The 20,276-nt window shown below is 60.9% G+C and carries 20 protein-coding genes and 1 tRNA gene; 8 read left to right on the top strand and 13 right to left on the bottom strand.

From position 1 onward, the window contains the following. Positions 1–26 precede the first annotated feature (26 nt). Complete coding sequence (locus RAZWK3B_RS08000; protein WP_007813948.1) at positions 27–1,925, top strand: glycosyltransferase; 1,899 nt, start codon at positions 27–29, stop codon at positions 1,923–1,925. Here the strand turns inward: RAZWK3B_RS08000 and RAZWK3B_RS07995 are convergent. Continuing rightward, positions 1,899–2,543, bottom strand: a complete 645-nt coding sequence (locus tag RAZWK3B_RS07995; RefSeq protein WP_007813946.1) for a GntR family transcriptional regulator — start codon at positions 2,541–2,543, stop codon at positions 1,899–1,901. The two genes, RAZWK3B_RS08000 and RAZWK3B_RS07995, sit on opposite strands and share 27 nt — an antisense overlap. Positions 2,544–2,656: 113 nt before the next feature. On the opposite strand from RAZWK3B_RS07995, the gene RAZWK3B_RS07990 reads away from it, so the two are divergent. From RAZWK3B_RS07990 to RAZWK3B_RS07980, 3 genes are all read left to right on the top strand, one after another. Then, the gene (locus RAZWK3B_RS07990) at positions 2,657–3,301 is read left to right on the top strand and encodes a pyrimidine 5'-nucleotidase (protein WP_007813945.1); all 645 of its coding nucleotides are present in this window, start codon (positions 2,657–2,659) and stop codon (positions 3,299–3,301) included. Between the two features lie 85 nt (positions 3,302–3,386). Continuing rightward, positions 3,387–3,599, top strand: coding sequence for a hypothetical protein (locus tag RAZWK3B_RS07985; RefSeq protein ID WP_007813943.1), 213 nt, complete (start codon positions 3,387–3,389; stop codon positions 3,597–3,599). A gap of 47 nt (positions 3,600–3,646) precedes the next feature. Next, complete coding sequence (locus tag RAZWK3B_RS07980) at positions 3,647–4,849, top strand: UbiH/UbiF family hydroxylase (RefSeq protein ID WP_007813940.1); 1,203 nt, start codon at positions 3,647–3,649, stop codon at positions 4,847–4,849. A 36-nt stretch (positions 4,850–4,885) separates the two neighbouring features. On the opposite strand, the gene RAZWK3B_RS07975 is transcribed toward RAZWK3B_RS07980, so the two are convergent. The 4 genes from RAZWK3B_RS07975 to RAZWK3B_RS07960 all read right to left on the bottom strand — a co-directional run bounded on the left by RAZWK3B_RS07975 (position 4,886) and on the right by RAZWK3B_RS07960 (position 7,522). Beyond that, the gene (locus RAZWK3B_RS07975) at positions 4,886–6,013 is read right to left on the bottom strand and encodes an aminotransferase class V-fold PLP-dependent enzyme (RefSeq protein WP_007813938.1); all 1,128 of its coding nucleotides are present in this window, start codon (positions 6,011–6,013) and stop codon (positions 4,886–4,888) included. A 148-nt stretch (positions 6,014–6,161) separates the two neighbouring features. Beyond that, complete coding sequence (locus RAZWK3B_RS07970; protein ID WP_198133264.1) at positions 6,162–6,509, bottom strand: YgiW/YdeI family stress tolerance OB fold protein; 348 nt, start codon at positions 6,507–6,509, stop codon at positions 6,162–6,164. 102 nt (positions 6,510–6,611) lie between these two features. Further along, entirely contained in the window at positions 6,612–7,070 is a 459-nt protein-coding gene (locus RAZWK3B_RS07965; RefSeq protein ID WP_007813931.1) for an Lrp/AsnC family transcriptional regulator, read from the bottom strand. After that, positions 7,067–7,522: an Lrp/AsnC family transcriptional regulator gene (locus RAZWK3B_RS07960; protein ID WP_007813930.1), complete on the bottom strand. Its 456-nt coding sequence runs from the start codon at positions 7,520–7,522 to the stop codon at positions 7,067–7,069. Before RAZWK3B_RS07960 ends, RAZWK3B_RS07965 begins: the two co-directional genes overlap by 4 nt. Positions 7,523–7,654: 132 nt before the next feature. On the opposite strand from RAZWK3B_RS07960, the gene ilvC reads away from it, so the two are divergent. Next, on the top strand, positions 7,655–8,677 hold the full coding sequence (gene ilvC, locus RAZWK3B_RS07955) for a ketol-acid reductoisomerase (RefSeq protein ID WP_007813928.1): 1,023 nt from the start codon (positions 7,655–7,657) through the stop codon (positions 8,675–8,677). A gap of 58 nt (positions 8,678–8,735) precedes the next feature. Here the strand turns inward: ilvC and RAZWK3B_RS21425 are convergent, their stop codons facing one another. After that, complete coding sequence (locus tag RAZWK3B_RS21425; RefSeq protein ID WP_007813926.1) at positions 8,736–8,897, bottom strand: hypothetical protein; 162 nt, start codon at positions 8,895–8,897, stop codon at positions 8,736–8,738. Between the two features lie 110 nt (positions 8,898–9,007). Here RAZWK3B_RS21425 and RAZWK3B_RS07950 point away from each other — a divergent pair, with 110 nt between their 5' ends. Further along, positions 9,008–9,928 (top strand): DMT family transporter, encoded by a 921-nt coding sequence (locus RAZWK3B_RS07950; protein ID WP_007813925.1) that lies wholly within the window; start codon positions 9,008–9,010, stop codon positions 9,926–9,928. Positions 9,929–10,046: 118 nt separating this feature from the next. Here the strand turns inward: RAZWK3B_RS07950 and folP are convergent, their stop codons facing one another. The 5 genes from folP to RAZWK3B_RS20165 all read right to left on the bottom strand — a co-directional run bounded on the left by folP (position 10,047) and on the right by RAZWK3B_RS20165 (position 15,590). Then, the gene (gene folP / locus RAZWK3B_RS07945; RefSeq protein ID WP_007813923.1) at positions 10,047–11,057 is read right to left on the bottom strand and encodes a dihydropteroate synthase; all 1,011 of its coding nucleotides are present in this window, start codon (positions 11,055–11,057) and stop codon (positions 10,047–10,049) included. Positions 11,058–11,099: 42 nt separating this feature from the next. Further along, positions 11,100–12,032 carry a dihydroneopterin aldolase gene (locus tag RAZWK3B_RS07940; protein ID WP_007813921.1) on the bottom strand — a complete coding sequence of 311 codons (933 nt, stop codon included), beginning with the start codon at positions 12,030–12,032 and terminating at the stop codon, positions 11,100–11,102. Between the two features lie 166 nt (positions 12,033–12,198). Beyond that, positions 12,199–13,872, bottom strand: coding sequence for a cytochrome c oxidase subunit I (ctaD, locus tag RAZWK3B_RS07935; protein WP_007813919.1), 1,674 nt, complete (start codon positions 13,870–13,872; stop codon positions 12,199–12,201). A gap of 274 nt (positions 13,873–14,146) precedes the next feature. Further along, positions 14,147–14,803 (bottom strand): lipoyl(octanoyl) transferase LipB, encoded by a 657-nt coding sequence (lipB, locus tag RAZWK3B_RS07930; protein ID WP_007813917.1) that lies wholly within the window; start codon positions 14,801–14,803, stop codon positions 14,147–14,149. Beyond that, positions 14,796–15,590: a LytTR family DNA-binding domain-containing protein gene (locus tag RAZWK3B_RS20165; protein ID WP_157132194.1), complete on the bottom strand. Its 795-nt coding sequence runs from the start codon at positions 15,588–15,590 to the stop codon at positions 14,796–14,798. Before RAZWK3B_RS20165 ends, lipB begins: the two co-directional genes overlap by 8 nt. Positions 15,591–15,691: 101 nt before the next feature. Here RAZWK3B_RS20165 and RAZWK3B_RS07920 point away from each other — a divergent pair, with 101 nt between their 5' ends. Continuing rightward, a complete protein-coding gene (locus RAZWK3B_RS07920) occupies positions 15,692–16,192 on the top strand; it encodes a DUF2306 domain-containing protein (RefSeq protein WP_007813914.1) in 501 nt (166 codons plus the stop codon). 66 nt (positions 16,193–16,258) lie between these two features. Beyond that, positions 16,259–16,345: transfer RNA gene (locus RAZWK3B_RS07915), tRNA-Leu, on the top strand. A 164-nt stretch (positions 16,346–16,509) separates the two neighbouring features. Here RAZWK3B_RS07915 and RAZWK3B_RS07910 read toward each other — a convergent pair. Further along, on the bottom strand, positions 16,510–18,531 hold the full coding sequence (locus RAZWK3B_RS07910) for a hypothetical protein (RefSeq protein WP_007813912.1): 2,022 nt from the start codon (positions 18,529–18,531) through the stop codon (positions 16,510–16,512). Positions 18,532–18,552: 21 nt separating this feature from the next. Further along, positions 18,553–19,779 carry an ATP-grasp domain-containing protein gene (locus tag RAZWK3B_RS07905; protein WP_007813910.1) on the bottom strand — a complete coding sequence of 409 codons (1,227 nt, stop codon included), beginning with the start codon at positions 19,777–19,779 and terminating at the stop codon, positions 18,553–18,555. Between the last annotated feature and the right edge of the window lie 497 nt (positions 19,780–20,276).

Raw genomic sequence — 20,276 nt, 5'->3', positions numbered from 1 at the left:
TGAAAAGGTAACGGCAGGAGGCCGGCATGGGCATAACGGAACTGCGTCAGCTTGCGACCCCGAGTGCGAAGCAAGCGGATGCGCCGGACTCCATTGGCGCTCAGCTGGTGCGACAGGGTGCAATCTCGCGCACGGATATCGTGCTTGCCGGGATGGTGCGGGCGCATTGCGATGCCTCGATCGATGATATCCTCAAGGCAGAGGGGCTGATTGACGAGGATGTTTTGCTGGCGGCGCATGCCGCAAGGCTCAAGACTCGCACTGTCGATCGTGAGGCTGTTGCCGCCCTGGCCTCGCGTCCGGGCGAGCTCCCACCGGGTCTGATGCTGCGCCAGGCGCTGCTTCCTGTGAGCGACCGTGACGGGATGCCGGCCATTGTCACCCATGCCCCCGGACCCGCGCAGCAAGCGGATGGCGCCCGGATCCTGATCGCTCCGCGCACCCTGATCCAGGATGAGATCGCTGCGCGTCACCGGACGGCCCTGACCGATGCCGCACAGACGCGCGTTTCTGCCGAAGAAAGCTGCCGCACATGGGGGAATGCCTTTCACCGCAGAATTGCTGTGACCATCGCGCTGATCGCCATGCTGACGACGCTGACAGTCACATTTCCTTCCGTCATGTTTGCAATCGTCGCCCTTTGGGCTTCGGCAACACTGGCGGTGTCCATTTTGTTGAAGCTGGCCGCCTTTCTGGCCAGTCTGTCCTCGGAAATTCCGTCAATCCACCCCGACAGGCTCCGCGATGTGGGGCCTCCTTTGCCCAAAGTCTCGATCATTGTGCCGTTGTTTCGCGAAACAGAGATTGCCCATCACCTGATTGCGCGGTTGCAGCGGCTGACCTATCCCAAATGCCTGCTCGATGTAATCCTCGTGCTCGAAGAGGAGGATGCGTTGACCCGTAGGACACTGGCGCAGATCGACCTGCCGCCATGGATGCGGGCGGTGATCGTACCAAATGGGCAGCCGCGCACCAAACCCCGCGCGATGAATTATGCGCTGGATTTCTGTGCCGGTGACATCATCGGTATTTTCGACGCCGAAGATGCGCCCGATCCGGATCAGATCACCATCATTGCGCGCCGATTCCAGCATGTCTCGGAGGATGTTGTCTGCCTGCAAGGGGTGCTGGACTACTACAATCCCCGGCAAAACTGGCTGGCGCGGTGCTTTACCATCGAATACGCGACATGGTTCCGGGTGATGCTGCCGGGTATGGCCAAACTCGGTTTTGCAATTCCGCTTGGCGGCACCACGCTCTATTTCCGCCGCGATGCATTGGAACGTCTGGGCGGGTGGGATTCCCATAACGTGACCGAAGATGCGGATCTGGGTTTTCGTCTTGCGCGTCATGGCATGCGGACGGAAATGGTGGCCACCGTGACCGCAGAAGAGGCCAATTGCCGTGTCTGGCCCTGGATCAAGCAGAGGTCACGCTGGCTCAAGGGATATATGACCACCTATCTGGTGCACATGCGCCGGCCTGCGCTACTTTACAGGCAGTTGGGGACATGGAAATTCCTGGGCTTTCATGCGCATTTCATGGTGGCCTTGTCCCAGTTGCTTCTGGCTCCGATCCTTTGGTCTTTCTGGCTGTTTCTGCTCGGTTTGCCGCACCCGCTCGATCCCATGGTGAGCAGATCCGTTCTGAATGTGGTTGGCAGTCTGTTCCTCACTGCCGAGATACTCTCGATCGTGATCCATGCAGCGGCGGTCAACAGGCATGGGTACAGGCACCTTCTGCCATGGGTGCCCACGATGCATGTCTATGCGACCCTCGGGGCGGTAGCGGCCTACAAGGCGCTCTACGAGTTGGTGGTCAACCCGTTTTTCTGGGAGAAGACAACGCATGGCGTGTCGCTGCCGGTCACGTCCGCGCAGGAATCGCTTGAGGGGTTGTCAGACGATCGCGCCGACTTCCCCTGAGTCAAGCTTCAGACGCGTGACGAAAGCCTTGGAAATATGAGCTTTCAGGGCGTCTCCCGCGCCTGTTGTGTCCCGTGCCTCGATTGCGGTGACGATGGCGTCATGTTCCTTCAGTGCATCCGCGGGCCTGCCAAGTGCCGCCAGCGAGGTGGTCGCCATCAGCGCCATCGACCTGTGCACGAGGTCGAGTTGCTGCACGAGAAAGCGGTTATGCGACGACAGGTGAATTTGCTTGTGGAAACGACGGTTCGCGCGCGCCATTGCTTGCGGATCGTTCAACAGCTTCCGGTCTTCCTCGACCATATCACGCAGCACCCGCACCTCTTCATCGGTCGCGTGACGCGCGGCGAGGTTGGCTGCGAGCCCTTCGAGTTCGGCGCGCACGACATAAAGTTCGGCCAGTTGGTTGTGATCCAGCGATGCCACGATCAGGCTGCGACCGTCGCGGGTCAGCAGAGATTGCGTCTCGAGCCGTTGGAGCGCCTCGCGGATCGGCGTGCGCGACACCCCGAAGCGTTCGGCAAGGTCGCTTTCGACAAGCCGGTCTCCGGGTTTGTAGATCCCCATGTCGATGGCTTCCAGAATAAGCGTATAGGCGTCTTTTGGGGGCGCTTTCATGAACGTAACCTGTCCCTGTTGTATCTTGTTATTCTGACAGTAATCGCCGGTTGTGCGCACAATCAAGCCTCCTGCGATTGCACCGTTTGTCGCGGCGCCCTAGAACCCTGGTCATGACAAGGCAGAATTTCACGCATATCGAGGCTTGGGTGTTCGATCTGGACAATACGCTCTACGCGCCCGAGGTTCGTCTTTTCGACCAGATCGAGCAGCGCATGACGCAGTTCGTGATGACCGAGCTTGGGGTCGATCGGGCCGAAGCCGACCGCCTTCGCCGGAAATACTGGCATGAACATGGCACCACGCTGGCCGGTCTGATGCGTGAGCATGACATCGACCCCGATCCCTATCTGATTGATGTGCATGATATTTCCTTTGATGCGCTGGAACCCGACGCCGAGTTGCGTGCCCGCATAGCGGCGCTTCCGGGACGGCGCATCGTCTATACCAATGGCAGCGCACCCTATGCCGAACGCGTGATCGAGCGGCGGGGCCTGACGGGGGTGTTCGATGCGGTCTATGGCGTGGAGCATGCGGGCTATCGGCCCAAGCCCGACCGCGAAGCCTTTGATGCGGTTTTTGCGCGCGATGGCCTGACGCCTGTGCGCGCCGCGATGTTCGAAGATGAGCCGCGCAATCTTGCCCAGCCTCACGCCATGGGCATGCGCACCGTCCACGTCGCGCCGCGCCAGCATCCCGCCGATCATATCCACCACCATACCGCTGATCTGAGTGGCTTCCTCTCAGGCCTCGTCTGACAGCGGTTCTGCGGCGATATGTGCCTTTGCACTCCGGGCCGGGGTCATATCTTACAAGGGCAAACAGATAAAGGAATCTTCATCCATGGCACTTGCCCAGACCGACAGCGACATTGCCCATGTCACCGACCGCGATCCTGACGAGGCGGCGGCCGTTCCGATTCTCCTGACCGTTCTTGGCCTTCTGGCGGCATGGGGCGTCAGCATTGCGCTTTGGGGCATTCCGGGGCTTTATATCCCCGCCTTGGCGATGGTTCCGGTGATCTGGGTGGCGCTGCTCGTGATCTCGCGCGGCTGATCCGGGGTCCGGGCGCGCGTCAGGCTTTGCCAGGAAAGGACCATGAGATGAGCACTGCAGAGTATGACATCCTTGTATCTGGCGGGGGCGTGGCTGGTCTCACGGCGGCGGCGGTGTTCGGCACCGCGGGATTTTCGGTGCTTTGCGTCGATCCCGCACCGCCCATAACCGCGCGTGACGCGGCGGGGTCGGACTTGCGCACCACGGCCTTTCTTCAACCGGCTCGGCAATTGCTGGATCGGGCCGGTCTTTGGGACAGGTTGGCGCCCCATGCCGCGAGCCTGCAGATAATGCGCATCGTGGATGCGGGCGGCAAACAGGCCAAGCCACGCATCACCAAGGAATTCGATGCCGCCGATATCTCGGATCAGCCATTCGGCTGGAACCTGCCCAACTGGCTTTTGCGTCGCGAAATGGTGGCGCATCTCGACAGTCTCGACAGCGTCGAGTTTCGCCCAGGTGTTGGCGTGGCCTCGCTTGTGACCCGCGAAACGCAGGCCCATGTCGGGCTGAGCGATTCGACGAAATTGCGCTGCCGTCTGGTGATCGCGGCCGATGGGCGCAACTCTCCGGTGCGCGAGGCGGCGGGCGTGCCGGTCAAGACGACGCGATATGGGCAAAAGGCGCTGGCCTTTGCGGTCACCCATGCGATCCCTCACGAAAACGTTTCGACCGAGATCCACCGCTCGGGCGGGCCGTTCACCCTTGTGCCGCTGCCGGATCACGAGGGGCGGCCCTCGTCGGCGATCGTCTGGATGGAAGATGGCCCCGAGGCTCTGCGCCTTGCGGATTTGCCCGTTCCTGAGTTCGAAGCGGCGATGAATGAGCGCTCTTGCCTTCTTTTCGGTCCTCTGACGCTGGTTTCGCGGCGCACAGTCTGGCCGATCATCAGTCAGCTTGCGGAGCGCATGTCCGCCGAACGCGTGGCTCTTGTGGCCGAGGCCGCCCATGTCGTGCCGCCCATCGGCGCGCAGGGTCTGAACATGAGCCTCGGTGACATGCGTGTGCTGCTGGAGCTGGCCGAAGCCGCGCCGGAGCGGCTTGGCGATGCGGCGATGCTCGACACCTATCACCGTCGCCGCCATCTCGAGGTCACGGCACGGGTGACCGGGATCGATCTGCTAAACCGGGCCTCAATGATGCACGCGCAGCCTCTGCGTGATGCGCGCGCCATGACGCTCAATGCGATCTATTCACTGGCGCCGGTGCGCAAGACCCTGATGCAACTAGGCCTCGGCGCACGTGGTTGAGGCCACGCGGCAGGCGGTGACGCCTGACAAGCCGCCCTACAGCACCTTGTCGATGACCGTCTTGAGCCGCGCCAGAGACCCCGGCACATCATAGAGCTTGTCCAGACCGAACAGCCCCAGCCGAAAGGTCCGGAACCCCTCGGGCTCGTTGCATTGCAGCGGCACGCCCGCGGCGATCTGCATCCCTTCAGCGGCAAACTTGCTGCCGTTCTGAATGGCGGGGTCATCGGTATAGCTGACCACCACGCCCGGCGCGCCATAGCCCGGCGCCGCAACCGATGTGACGCCCTTCTCGGCCAGAATGGCGCGCACGCCGTTCCCCAGAGCCCATTGCGCCTCGCACAGCTTGTCAAAGCCATAGTCGCGCGTTTCGATCATCGTGTCGCGGAACGCGCGTAGCGCATCGGTCGGCATCGTCGCATGATAGGCATGACCGCCGGTTTCATAGGTTTTCATGATGTCCCGCCATTTTTTCAGGTCGATGGCGAAGCTGTTCGAAACGGTCTTGTCCAGTCGATCAACCGCGCGTTGCGACATCATCACCAACCCTGCCGAAGGCGAGGCCGACCAACCCTTTTGTGGCGCCGAGATCAGCACATCCACCCCAGTCGCCTGCATGTCGACCCAGGCACAGCCCGAGGCGATGCAATCCAGCACCATCAGCGCGCCCACCTCATGTGCGGCATCGGCCAATGCCGTGATGTAATCCTCGGGCAGGATAAGCCCCGCGGATGTCTCGACATGCGGTGCGAAGACCACGTCGGGCCGCGCCTCGCGGATCTTGGCGGTCACCTCGTCGATCGGGGCAGGGGCAAACGGCGCGGTCGGGCCGTTGCCCGTTTGGCGCGCCATGCAGACCGTTGTTTCCGAAGTGAATTTCCCGGCATCGAAAATCTGGCTCCAGCGGAAGGAAAACCAGCCGTTGCGCACGACGAGGGCATGGGCGTCCGTGCCGAATTGGCGTGCGACGGCTTCCATCGCATAGGTGCCGCCACCGGGCACCAGCGCCACGGCATCGGCCTTGTACACGTCTTTCAGCATCTCCGAGATGTCGCGCATCACCTGCTGAAAGCTCTGGCTCATGTGATTGAGTGACCGGTCGGTAAACACCACCGAGTATTCGAGCAATCCATCAGGGTCTACGGTATCCAGAAGGGCGGTCATGCGGGGTCTCCTATCAGAATTGGCCCAAGTGCTAGCTTGATGTGAAAGCAAAGGCAAAGTCTACTTGGGAATACCGACGTAACAGGCCCCATTTGCGCAGCACTCCACCGCATCCGCAAACAGGGCCTTTGGAGACCAGTCGCAAGTGCTACAGAATTTCGAGCGCCTCGACCCAGAGATAGCGGCCGATCAGCCCACGGTCGACTTCGACCCGCAGTCGCACACGGTCGTTGGGTCCGATCGGGCGACCCGCAAACACGGTTTGAGGAATTTCCACGCGAATCTCGTTCATGCCATCTGTGAACCGATAGTAATCCTCGCGCAGATGGTGCGTGATATACCCTTCCAGCGTCATATAAGCGCCGATGCGCGCGTCCAGGGCATCCTGTACGCTCGACTGCGCGCCCTGTTCGCTGGGGCCGGTAAACTGTGCAAGCGCGGGGCTTGCGGCGAATGCGAGGGCGGACATGATGAAGAAGTCGCGTCTTGTGGTCATCGGCTTTTCCCTGTGTGGCCATACGGTTCAGATGTTTGGTCTGGCCGTGATTTGGGAAGGCCCGGTGCGCATGCAATAATGCGGTCCAAAATGTCGCGGTCGTCACCCGATAGGGCCGGGGCGGCGCTCTTCGCTGAGCAGCACGTTGGCCTCGACATTGCCGACCCCCGGCAGTGTCATCAGACGCCGGCGCAAGACACGTTCAAAATCCGAGATGTCGCGGGCCACGACCCGCAGGCGATAATCGTATAGCCCCAGGATATGCTCGACCGTCTGCACTTCGGGAATGGCCGAGACCGCGCGCTCGAAATCCTCAAGGCTGACGCGCCCCTTGGTGGCCAGTTTGATCCCCAGGAACACCGTCACGCCGAAGCCCAGTTTCTCGTTGTCCAGATCGAGACGCTGTCCCTTGATGACACCCGCTTCGCGCAGGCGTTTGATGCGCCGCCAGGTGGCAGGCTGCGACAGACCCAGCTTGCGCCCCAGAACGCTGGTCGCCTGCGTGGCGTCCCGGCTGAGTTCGCGGAGGATCAGACGGTCGGTGGTGTCGAGATCGGTCACAGAGGCAGCACCTCGTCGGATTTGATCCGCGCCACATGCATCAGCGCTTCGATATCGGCGATATGGGGCAGGGTAAGGATGCTGCTGCGATACACCTGTTGGTATTGCGCCATATTCCGCGCAATCACCGAAAGACGCACATCCACGCGACCAAGAAAGGTCTGGATTTCAACGACATCGGGCACCTGTCGTGCAGCTTCCATGAATTCGTCGAAGGCGCGCGGTTGCGTCTTGTCGAGCGTGATGCGCAGCGACACCTCCACCGCATAGCCAAGCGCGCGCCAATCGATCACCGCATGATTGCCGCGTATGATCCCGGATTTGTACAGTTTCTCAAGCCTGCGCGCACAGGTTGCCGGCGTCAGACCGGCCAGCTCGGCCAATTCGGCCGGTCCTAGCGTGGCGTCATACTGGTAATGGCGCAAAAGACGTCTGTCGGTGTCGTCGAGCATGGAATTTTCACATAATAGATACTAAACGAATAGATAAAGCATAAATCAGAGAAATACAGTGGTATTTGCACCGTTTTTTGGAGGTGGATGGTTAGTCTTGCGACATGGAAACCGAACCGAAAGGAGACCGCCATGCGCGTCTATTATGATCGCGATTGCGATATCAACCTGATCAAAGACAAGAAAGTCGCCATTCTTGGCTATGGCAGCCAGGGTCATGCCCATGCGCTGAACCTGCGCGACTCGGGCGCCAAGAACCTGTGCGTTGCCCTGCGCGAAGGCTCCAAGAGCGCCAAGAAGGCCGAAGCAGAAGGTCTCGAAGTCAAGGGCATCGCCGAAGCCGCCGCATGGTGCGACGTGATGATGTTCACCATGCCCGACGAATTGCAGGCGGAAACCTACCGCAAATATGTGCATGACAACATCAAGCCGGGTGCCGCAATCGCCTTTGCCCACGGCCTGAACGTGCATTTCGGCCTGATCGAGCCGAAAGAAGGTATCGACGTCATCATGATGGCGCCCAAGGGGCCGGGTCACACGGTGCGTGGTGAATATGTCAAGGGCGGTGGCGTGCCCTGCCTTGTGGCTGTGGATACAGATGCATCGGGCAAGGCGCTGGAAATCGGTCTGAGCTATTGCTCGGCGATCGGTGGCGGGCGCTCGGGCGTGATCGAAACCAGCTTCCGCGAAGAATGCGAAACCGACCTGTTCGGTGAGCAGGCGGTGCTGTGCGGCGGCCTTGTGGAACTGATCCGCATGGGCTTCGAGACACTGGTCGAGGCGGGCTATGCCCCTGAAATGGCTTACTTTGAGTGCCTTCACGAAGTGAAACTGATCGTCGACCTGATCTATGAAGGCGGCATCGCGAACATGAACTACTCGATCTCGAACACGGCCGAGTACGGGGAATATGTCAGCGGTCCGCGGGTTCTGCCGTATGAGCGCACCAAGAAAGAGATGAAGGCAATTCTGCACGACATCCAGACCGGTGCTTTCGTGCGTGACTTCATGACGGAAAATGCGGTTGGTCAGCCGTTCTTCAAAGGCACCCGCCGGATGAATGACGCACACCAGATCGAAGAGGTCGGCGCCAAGCTGCGCGGCATGATGCCCTGGATCAGCGCCGGTAAGCTGGTCGATCAGGAAAAGAACTGATTATCAGTGCTTTGAGAGACAAAGTTGATCCGGCCCCGAAGGGCCGGATCGCACGAGATCACGGAGCTTTGCGGTGCGGGTTGCCGTCTTTGGCCAGAGCGCTTTTGGGAATGCTGTCGCTATGACGCCGCTCTTCGGTTTGGCGCTTGCTGCGCAGGGCAACAAAACCGACGATGGCCATTGTGACCAAGGCGAGACCGGGTATCAGATAGATATTCATGGATCGCTCCTTTCGTTGCTTTCCACCCCAACACCTGTGGCCTTATCGCAAGACGTGAAGTGGGACGTCCTGTCACGGGGTGCAGAGCGGCGCGCAAAATACTGATAAATATGACAAAAAATCCTGACATCACGGCGCAAAGCTGGCTCATGGTGGCGACCTTGGGCTTGGTCTGGGGCGCCACGTTTCTCATTATCGAAGTGGCCCTTGAGGGGATCACGCCATTCTGGCTGGCCTCGGCGCGGATCGGGTTTGCGACGCTTCTGATGCTGGCGATCTGGGCCTTTCGGGGGTTTGGGTTATTCGCGGAACCCATTGATAAAAAAGACATCTACCGGCTTGGAGCGATTGGTGCCTTGTCATCGGCCGTGCCGTTCATGTTGCTGAGTTGGGGGCAGCAATTCGTGACATCCGGATTTGCCGGGGTGTCCATGGCGGCGGTGGCGCTGCTGGTTTTGCCCTTGGCGCATTTTCTGGTGCCGGGCGAGCGTTTGAACCTGCGCAAGATTGCCGGGTTCGTGATCGGGTTTGTGGGTGTGGTCATCCTGATAGGAGGTCAAGCCTTTGAAACCACTGGTGAATATCTGGAACCCTTTGGCCGTGCCGCCTGCGTCGCGGCGGCGGCGTGCTATGCGCTGAGTTCGGTGCAGATGCGACTTCTGCCCACAGTGGATCCGATCGGATTGAACGCGGTGACCCTGTTAATCGGGGCGGTCATCGTCATCAGTGCTGCATGGGCGATCGAAGGGCCACCACCCGCGACGGACCGTAATACGTTGTATGTGCTTATTTTTCTGGGCATGGTGCCCACGGCGGGCGCCAGTCTTTTGCGGGTTCTGGTGATCCGCACGGCGGGACCGGTGTTCATGAGCCTTGTGAATTACCAGGTTCCGGTCTGGTCGGTGGTGCTGGGGGCATTGCTTCTGGCTGAGCCGCTGCCGCCGAGCTTGCTGACGGCACTTATCCTGATCCTGTGTGGTGTCGGATTGAGCCAGATCGGCGCATTGAAGCGGCTGTTTGGCCGCTTCTGAGTTTCGTACGACTTGTACAAATCCTACGCATGTTTGGGACCGAATTCCCAAGTTTGACCGGAAATTGTGTACACATCGCACATTTTTGGCGATTATCCACAGCCCGGCCCCGCATGGATCAGGGCATTTGACCCAAGGTGGATGCCTGCCAGAGCCGGAGCGCCTCGTTGGTTTCGCGAACGTCATGGACACGCAAGATCTGCGCGCCCTGCGCCACTCCGGCCAGCGCCACGGCAATCGAGCCGGGCGCGCGGTGGCGGGCCTCGTCCGAGCCGCCGATGGTGCCGATAAACCGCTTGCGCGACGCGCCGAGCAGGATCGGACAGCCCAGACCGTGAAACAGCGACAGGGTCTGCAGCAGGGTCAGATTGTGCTCGAGCGTCTTGCCGAAGCCGATGCCGGGATCGACGATGATCTGCGCGCGGGGGATGCCGAGGGCGGTCAGCGCCTCGATGCGGCCGGAGAGGTAGTCGTAGATGTCGAGCGCCACGTGATCGTAGCGCGGGTCTTTCTGCATGATCTCGGGCGTGCCTTGGGCGTGCATGACGCAGACCGGCAGACCGGCTTCGGCGGCGAAGGGGGCGAGCTCGGGATCGAAGGTGAAGCCTGCCACATCATTGATGAGATCGGCGCCGGCATCACGGGCGGCACGGGCCACGGGGGCTTTGCGGGTGTCGATGGAAATGGGCACCGGGTGCCGCGCGCGGATCGCGGCGATCACCGGGGCGGTGCGGCGGATTTCCTCGTCCAGCGGAATTTTGGTGGACCCTGGGCGGGTTGACTCGCCGCCCACGTCGACGATGGCTGCGCCTCCGTCGATCATGCGGTCGGTATGGGCCAGCGCGTCGGCGGGATCGAAATGCAACCCGCCATCGGAAAAGCTGTCGGGGGTGACGTTGAGGATGCCCATGAGCTGCGGTCTGGACAGGTCCAGACCGGCAATGGGCGCGCGTGGGGCGGTGAGGCGGGTCATAGCTTCGGCCGGCAGATCGCGTGCGGGGATCAGGCGCGCAGGCGCGTCGCGATGCAGTTCCTCGACCGTGTCGAACCAGAGCCAGCCGCCCGCAAGGGGCAGGGCGTCAGCGGGGCGGACGTGATCGAACCGGGGGATCGGACGATAATAGGGCATGGGGGCGACCTTGGATCGGAACGGAGAGGGCTGGCAGGGGCGTTATAGACCGCTTTGGGCGATGTCCTGCACTTGCACCGGAACGGGCGCGCCGGTCTTCGGGGGGGCTTCGCCGATCAGCAGCAGGTCCGACGCCTCCATATGGCCGGAGAACCATGCCGCCAGTGCAACGGGATCATCAGGGCCGCTCGAGGGGCCATCGACCGCATCCAGCACGATCTTGGAGGGTGCCCAGACCGAGATTTGCCCGTTCTTCATCGCCCAGTCGAGTTCGGTGCGGGTGTTGACCACAACGCAGCGATCATCGCGGCCCGCCAGCACCCAAGCGTTCTGCTCGAGCGCCAGCAGGTCGACGCGACGTTGCGTCATGCGGTGGCCGGTGCGCGGGGCGGAGGTTTCGGGATGGCCCACGCAGAGGATCACCGGCTCGGCCCGGGCTTCGAGCTGATCGAGCCATCGGGCAAGGTTGGGCGAGCGGATGGCGGGGTTGGTGAGAAACACGACATGTGGATGCGGTTTGATGACCGGGTGATGGCCGACGGGCTTGGTGGCCAGATCGCTGACGGAGCGGACGATTTCGACGCCAAGCGCGCCGGGGCCGCGATCGAGCTTCTCGATGCGCACGAAGGTGCGGACGGCCTGAGGCTCCCAGAGGATGCGCTCGGCGATGCGCTCCGCCAGCGTCTCGAGCAGGTTGAGGCGTTCTTCGGCCAGTTCGGCGGCGATCGCCTCGGTTACCTTGTCGTAGCTGAGGATGCGGTCCACGTCGTCCTCAAGGGGATCGGTGATCGGGCGCACCTCGACCACGACGTTGAAACAGACGCGCTGTGTGACGCCGCGTTCGGCCTGAAAGGCGCCTATCTCGACCTCGACGATGTGATCGCGCACGGAAATGCGATCAAGCGGCCCATCGGGGGCGGTGGCATCGGCGCGCGCGGCGGGATGTTCAAAGGCGAGGCGGATCTCGTTGCTCATGTCGCGTGCTCCGGTGTCAGGCTGGCGCCCGTCTGCATGTTGGCGGGGCTTTAACACGCAGGGGGGCGGCACAGAAGGGGCCATTTGCGGCAGGGGGCGGTGCAAATGAAACAGGCCCCGGAGGATATCCGGGGCCTGATTGCTTTGTAGCTGGTCCGATGCGGGATCAGTGCGCGTGCTGCTTGTCCCAGTCTTCCTGCTTGGGCAGCTGCTCGAACGTGTGCTCGGGCGGCGGCGAGGGCAGGGTCCATTCCAGCGTGTCGGCATATTCGTTCCACGGGTTCGCCTCGGTGGCGCGGGCGCCACGGAACAGCGAGTAGAAGATCACGCCGAAGAAGAACGCGAAGGACGCGAAGGAGAGGAACGCACCAATCGACGACCAGTAGTTCCAGAGAGCGAAGGCTTCGGGGTAGTCGATGTAGCGGCGGGGCATCCCCTGACGGCCCAGGAAGTGCTGGGGGAAGAATGTCAGGTTGGCGCCGATGAACATCGCCCAGAAGTGCAGCTTGCCGGCCCATTCGGGATACATGCGGCCCGTCATCTTGGGGAAGTAGAAGTAGATCCCCGCGAAGATGGCGAACACGGCCCCGAGGCTCATCACGTAGTGGAAATGCGCCACGACGTAATAAGTGTCGTGATAGGCACGGTCCACGCCCGCCTGGCTGAGGACGATGCCCGTCACGCCGCCAACGGTGAAGAGGAACAGGAAGCCGAAGGCCCACAGCATCGGTGTCTTGAATTCGACCGAGCCGCCCCACATGGTGGCGATCCAGCTGAACACCTTCACGCCGGTGGGCACCGCGATGACCATGGTGGCCAGCATGAAGTAGGATTGCTGCGTCACGCTCATGCCGACGGTGTACATGTGGTGCGCCCACACGACGAAGCCCAGCACACCGATCGCGATAATCGCCCAGACCATCGGCAGGTAGCCGAAGATCGGCTTGCGGCTGAAGGTGGCGATCACGTGGCTGATGATGCCGAAGCCCGGCAGGATGATGATATAGACTTCCGGATGGCCGAAGAACCACAGGATGTGCTGATAGAGCACCGGATCGCCGCCACCGGCAGGATCGAAGAAGGTGGTTCCGAAGTTACGGTCGGTCAGCAGCATCGTGATGGCGCCAGCCAGAACCGGCAGGGCCAGAAGGATGAGCCACGACGTCACGAAGATCGACCAGGCGAACAGCGGCACCTTGAAGAGCGTCATGCCCGGGGCACGCATGTTCAGGAAGGTGGTGATCATGTTGATCGCGCCGAGGATCGAGCTGGCGCCCGACACGTGCACGGCAAAGATCGCAAGGTCCATGGAGATGCCGGTCTCGCGCGTCGAGAGCGGCGGGTAGAGCACCCAGCCCACGCCCGAGCCGAGTTGACCGTTGCCGCCAGGCGCAAGCAGCGAGGCCACCCCGAGCGATGTCCCGGCGACGAACAGCCAGAAGCTGAGGTTGTTCATCCGCGGGAACGCCATGTCAGGCGCACCGATCTGAAGAGGCATGAAGTAGTTGCCGAAGCCGCCGAACAGGGCGGGGATCACCACGAAGAACATCATCAGCACACCGTGATAGGTGATCATGACGTTCCACAGATGACCGTTGGGTGTGCATTCGCCCGCGGCCGCGGCCGTGAAGCGAGCGCCTTCGAGGCACATGTACTGCACCCCCGGCTCCATGAGTTCCATCCGCATGTAGACGGTGAATAGAACCGAGATCAGGCCGACGATCGCCGAGGTGATCAGGTAAAGGATACCGATATCCTTGTGGTTCGTGGACATGAACCACCGGGTGAAGAACCCGCGCTGATCCTCATGCTCGTGGCCGTGAATGGCTGCGTCTGCCATTTTATGCCTCCTGCTAGGTAATTTCATGGACACACGATTCCCGTCACCGCATATCCGCTATCCATTCAGGTTTTAGAATGCCGATGCATGCAGGGCAATGCGTGAAGTTGACCTAAATCAAATAATTTTGTCGCACCCCCTTGTGGCGGGCCTTGGGCGTTCCGTTGACGTAGAGGAAGCGCAAAGTATTGAAACGCCTACATATCAGCCGTGGCTATCCGTCCTGCGGCGGTGGGCACCGGGCGGGTGCGGCATGTCAGCCCGCCTTGCTTGATCAGGTCAGTGGCGGGAAGCTGTCCTCGAAGGTGCGTTTGAGGGCGACGTCCAGATCGGTCATGCTGACCGGCAGACCGAGATCGACGAGGCTTGTCACGCCATGCTCGATGATGCCGCACGGCACGATGCCGGAAAAATGCTCGAGATCGGGTTCCACATTGATCGAGATGCCGTGAAAGCTGATCCATTTGCGCAGGCGGATGCCGATGGCGGCGATCTTGTCCTCGGGCTTCTGGCCTATGGCGGTGAGCGGCTTGTCGTCGCGCACGACCCAGACGCCGACCCGGCCCTCACGGATCTCGCCGCGGATGTTGAACTGGTCCAGCGTGTCGATCACCCAGGTCTCGAGCTGCTTGACGAAGGCGCGCACATCGCGCCCGCGCTGGCCCACATCGAGCATCACATAGACCACCCGCTGGCCCGGCCCGTGATAGGTGTATTGCCCGCCGCGTTTGGAAGGATGCACCGGAAAGCGGCGCGGATCGCGCAGATCGGCGGGATTGGCCGAGGTTCCGGCGGTGTAAAGGGGAGGGTGTTCGAGCAGCCAGATCGCCTCGCCGGCCTCGCCCCGCGCGATGGCGTCGGCGCGCGCCTCCATCTCGCGGATGGCGGTGTCATAGTCGGTCAGACCGGCGGATGTGATCCATTCAACCATGTGATGCGCGCGGCAGAAGCCCCGCCTCCTTGAGGATGGGAACGTAGCGGCGGCTGACGGGCAACTCGGTGCCGTCTGTCAGGCGGATCACCGCCTTGTCGCCGTTGCGACGGGTGGCGGCGATGGCGGGTCTTGCGACCCAGTGCGAGCGATGGACCTGCAATCCGGGGATATCCCCGGTTTCGCGGATGGCGTCCGACAGACGCAAGAGGCAGAGCGCGGCGCCACGATCCGTGTGGACGCGCACGTAATGATCCTCGGCCGAGAGCGCCAGCAGGGCGCCGCGCCGTTCGACGGGTAGACGATCGAGGATTGCGGGGCCGGTGGCCTGCGGTGTGACGGACGGTGCGGGTGCAGCCGGTGGATCGTGCCGGGTGCGCAGAAGATCGAACATGATTGAGACGATAAAGGCGATGCCGAAGACGGTGGCGGGCAGAGGGATGCTGTCGGGCCGCTGGCCGAGGGCGGCCCAGTTGATGAGCATCACCGTTGCGGTCACGCCAAGGCCCGTCAGCACGGCGGTCAGAGCGATCCGCATGCCCACCGGCCTGTCCGCAGGCCACATGGCGCCGAGCCGGATCGCCACGAAGCATCCCACGGCATAGGTGCTGGTGGTGATCGACATCCAGAAAGCGAGGCGCGGGACGGGGCGCAAGCTGTTGCCGGTGCCAAATGGCCCCATCAGGGTCAGCACGATGGCGACACCTGTCATGAGGGCGAGCGCGATGGGCTGGCGCAGGTGGTGCCACCATTCGCGAAGCGTGGAATGCGAGGCGACGTCAGTCACGTATGTCCTTTCGTGTGTCACGCATCCGCCGTTGAGCGCCGTTGCGGCGCGCCCCAATGGTTAGGACATCCCGTTGCAACTGCCAAGACCGGAGACGCCAGATGACCCTTGCCGCATTCACGCAAGCCTCGCTTGTCATTCAACTTCATACGATCGCCGCTCTGGTGGCGCTGATCACGGGGCCGGTGGCGCTGTATCGCGCACGGCGCGACAGGTGGCACAAGCGGGTGGGCTATGTCTGGGTGGGGATGATGGTGATCACGGCTGCGTCGGGGTTTTTCATCTGGACGATCGGTCTTATCGGCCCGTTCAGCCCGATTCATCTGTTGTCTGCTCTGACGCTGTGGACGCTGTGGGTTGGGACACGGGCCGCGATCCGCAGGGATATCGCCGCCCATCAGACGGCATTCCGGAGCCTTTACTGGTACGGGGTGATCCTGGCGGGGCTGTTCACCTTTTTGCCGGGGCGCACGCTGAACGGGGTGTTTTTTGCCGCAGATCCGTCCTTTGGGTGGGTGGTGATCGCTGTGGGCGTGACGGTCGTTCTGGGCCGTGCGCTGCGCGAGAGGGGGATGCGCGGCAAGCGGAGGGGACGGGGGTAAATTTGTACTTGTGATGGGCTGGGCCTTGGGCTAGAGAGCGCGCACCTACCAGATCACGGATCATGTGCGGTCGTGGCGGAATTGGTAGACGCGCAGCGTTGAGGTCGCTGTGGGGTAACACCCGTGGAAGTTCGAGTCTTCTCGACCGCACCAAATTCTCTCGGCAAGCATTTCATTATCAATGGGTTATCCTCAGGAGGCCCATGTATATTCCCTTCGTCCACCCTCTGTGCTGGCCGGCGGAGCACATTAGCCGGGGTGGTTCCCCTTTGCGACTACCGTTTGAATTCCCTTGCAGGCCGCTTCGATAGAGGCACTCAACCGATCTCGTTGGCGGCCAGACGGGAAATTGCGTCACCACTGATTTCTTTACGGCCTGAAGCCCATGTGGCGCGTGCTTTCATAGCTACGCGTTCGAGAACCTCTTTTGGCGGACGTTTGGTGGCCGCAGGCCGCATTCCGTCTTCGTGGAAGAGATAGAGACGAGAAGCAAATGTTTCGAAAGGAAGTGACGCCTCTCCGAAACGCTCCCCGCAGCCGTGGGTTGAAACCAGAGCGCCGTCACCCCAGTCCTGACCCGAGTCATTGTTGGGATTGTAGAAATAGACCCGCATCCTGCCGTCGCGATCGGCGGCAACGCGCAGGATCGTGATGGCATGCCAGCCAACGAAGCGACCGGCAGCATCAGTGGCCGCAATTCCGGCGGGCTGTGGGTGGGTCATCGGTTCGGCGCCATTGTAATCTGGATGATAGGCGCTGTGAAAGCGGGCAATGAAATCCTCTATTCCCGCAAGCGCACCGGTGGGCACATCGACCGCCACGGCGCACGCGCGACCGACCCACCAGCCATGAAATTCCGGGTTGATCCAGATATGCGGATCGTCGTTCCGGTCGGCGCAGAGCCGCCCCATCTCTGCATAAATTCGATCAAGATGCGGGACCATCACCACCGAAACGGGATCGGCGTCCAGAGGTGCGCCCAGGGCAAGCCCTGCAGGCAGATCGCCGGCATTGATCGCGCGCCCCTCGAAATGCATCATCACGGAGTCGATTCTTGCTGCCTGCGCAACAAGATTCAGCAGGTAGTCGGGATCGTTTTGCGCCCACATGGCAATGGCGCGGGCGGATTGACAGGTCGGGTTAGCCCCTTGCCCCACGCCCAAAGGCTGGCCCAGCACCTGGATGCAGCCGGCTAGCAACAGGTCGGCGGGGCGCGCTGCGTGTAGTCCGGCCATGGACAGGCGCTCGGCGACAGGTTTGCATGGTTCCAGTTCCAGTTGCCGGCGAAAAGCCGGAGCGATCGGCGCATGATGAAGGATGCCACGATCGAGCATCAGCGACATGCCGTAGACTGCCTGTGCGGTGGCAGGCTGAGCGGCCCTGCGGATCAGCTCGATGACAAGGCCGCGATGTTGCTGGAGACAGTCCCGACCCGTGGTGCCAAGGCCGAGCGTATCCGCGATCATGCCATCATGCTCGGTATCCAGCACCCAGCTCAGAAAAGCGGCATGATAATCCGAGACAAGACCAGTATCATGCATTGCCCGTGCAAGGCCTTGCGCCTCGTGACGCAGGTCCGTCTCGTCCATCACGGCAAGTCGCTCTAGGTAGATGCCCAAGCCAGGGTCGCCCATACAAGCGGACGTCGGACCAAACAGCGCAGAAACAAGTCTGTCTGCACCAAGGCGCCGGTCACCGATCTCGCTACCGCGCTCGGACAATGTGATCGCGATCTGCGCGATCATATCTTTGGCATGAGCCACCTGGATGGGGCGTTGACGCAGGATACGCCAGATTTCATCGACCAATTCCCCCAATACATCCTGAAAGCCCACATGCTCAGCCAAATATTGGAAAAGCGCGTTGGTTGTCTCCTGTTGCGATCCTGCCGCGCGGTCCGCCTCATCCGTCGTACCGAAGAAACGCCGCATATTGAGCGCCAGCACTTGGGTCAGAAACCGTTGGGCGGCGGGGGCATGAATGTGGGGATGCTCGAACTCGCCCTTCGCCACTGCGAGCAAGCGAAGCAGGCTTACGGCCTCGATGGCCACCGAGGACGGCGCTCCTTGCTCAAGTGTGCCGGCAACGAAGCCGGGTAAAAGATTGGCGGGCGCGTCCCAGTCTGATCCTGCGAACAGCCCCGCTGCATCCATGCGAGGGGCCAATTCGTGCACAGTAGCGATCCCACCTGGAACAGCCATCAGGCGCCACACCACGTCGAGAACTTGAGCCTGAAACCGGGGCTTGGCAAAAGGCCGGGCCTGTTCGAGCCGTGCTAGCGGCCCATTGAGCGTGGAGACGAGGCGCGCGGCCTCGTCTCCATAAGTTTCTTCGCTCATGCGTGATATCCGCCAATCTGGTCATACATAGAAATCAAGTTCTTCCTGTTCCTTGAGCAGATCTCGCAGATGGTGCGGATCCGGCCCGAAGAAATACACTAGTCCCCAATGGGTACCGAAAGCGCTGCGTTTTGTCACTTTCTGCTCCATCGGTTCAGCCAATTCATGGAATTCGAAATACGGATTCTGTGCCGTCTCCGCCGGGATCTCCATCCGCTCGACGACTCGCCGACGCGGATAGGCTCCGAAACATCCCGAGTGGCCCTTGGCATCTTTGACAGGCGTCGGAAAGAAAGCATCAAGTTCCTCGCGCGTGGTTTTGGGATCAAATGCCAGCACGATTCCTTGATATCCGTTGAACCCATATGCTCGCTCGATCAATTCCAGGGCGTTGAAACCGGGCGGCCGATAGGCGACCTCGCCGAAATACATTGTCCCGTCACTTGTCACGAAATATTCGGGGTGGATGAAACCGAAGTCGATATCAAACGCCTTGATCAGTTTGTTGATTTCTTCTTCGATCTTTGGCCGCCAGGATTCGAGCTCAGGGGTCGCTGGCACGAAGACTGAATAACCAAGCGTCACATACTCGGAAATGTTGAGAAACTGGATTTCGCCGTCCTTGATCCAGGCCTCGACCGCAAACTCCCAGCCGTCCAGATGGCTTTCGAGCAGGGCCGGAAACTCGTCCTGCGAAATTGAATCGACATCTTCGACCGTACGGATCGTGCGGTGACCAAGGCATCCCGCCTTGTCGAAGGCCTTGAAATGAATTGGGTCGTCCGGATCGCCCTCGAGCTTGAGTAATGTCTGGTTCACCCGCTTGAGAAAGCGCACCACATCCGCATGACTGTCGGCTTCCTCGAAAATACCCACGCGAATGCCCGCAAGCTGAGCACGGCGTTTCATCAAGGACTTGTCGCGAAACAGCATGGATTGTCCGAGAAGGCGCGGATTGTCGAGCAGCACGGAGTTGATCGCGCCTGCCCATTCAACGGTCTCTTCGTAGAGAGGGATTGCCACGTCGCAGCCCTCGTCTTTGAGGATCTGCGCGATCTCATGGGATCGCTCGTTCAGCCGGTCAAAATCCCAAGCGATAAAGGGAATGTCGTTGGCCTTGGCATACTCTTCGGCCCATGAGGGCGCGACAATTACATAACGGCGGTCAAACCGGTCAATGGCGTCAATGGCGTTCAGCGACCAGCCGAGGATCGCTACGTAGCCTTTGTCCAAATTTTTTTCAGTCATGTTTGGCCTTTCGTCGGGTGTCGGGAAGGCGAGGGGCGCGCCAGTGCGCTTCTGTCTCTGCCGCCAAGCGATACTGGGGCGCAGTCTGCCCAGAGGTTGGGTGTGGTGGACGCATAAGTGCCGCCCCACTCTCGGAATATAATTAGTATAGCTAAGTTAATTTGCAAGGCTTGCGGCTGTGGCGGAGCCTGTTTTCTGTCTTGCGGATTTTTAAAAATAGGAATATTAATTAATTAATGTGACTGTTTGTAATTTCTTGAAGCTGTCAAAGGTCAAAAGATGGCTGATATTAATTAAGTTAAGCTAAATATAAAATAAATCGTTTCGAGGTCATCGAAGATTGGCTGTGCGCTGCCCATTGGACAAGGTGAACCGCCAGTTACATGCGCCTGCGCCAAACGTGTTGTGGGTCAGCGACTTCACTTATGTCGCGACATGGCAGGGGGTCGTCCGGGCCGTTTCCATAAACCTGAGCGTCGGCGTCACTCTCGCTGGCC

Source organism: Roseobacter sp. AzwK-3b, from assembly GCF_000170875.1.
GTDB classification, from domain to species: Bacteria; Pseudomonadota; Alphaproteobacteria; order Rhodobacterales; family Rhodobacteraceae; genus Roseovarius; species Roseovarius litoreus.
This window is presented reverse-complemented; position numbering and strand designations above follow the sequence as displayed.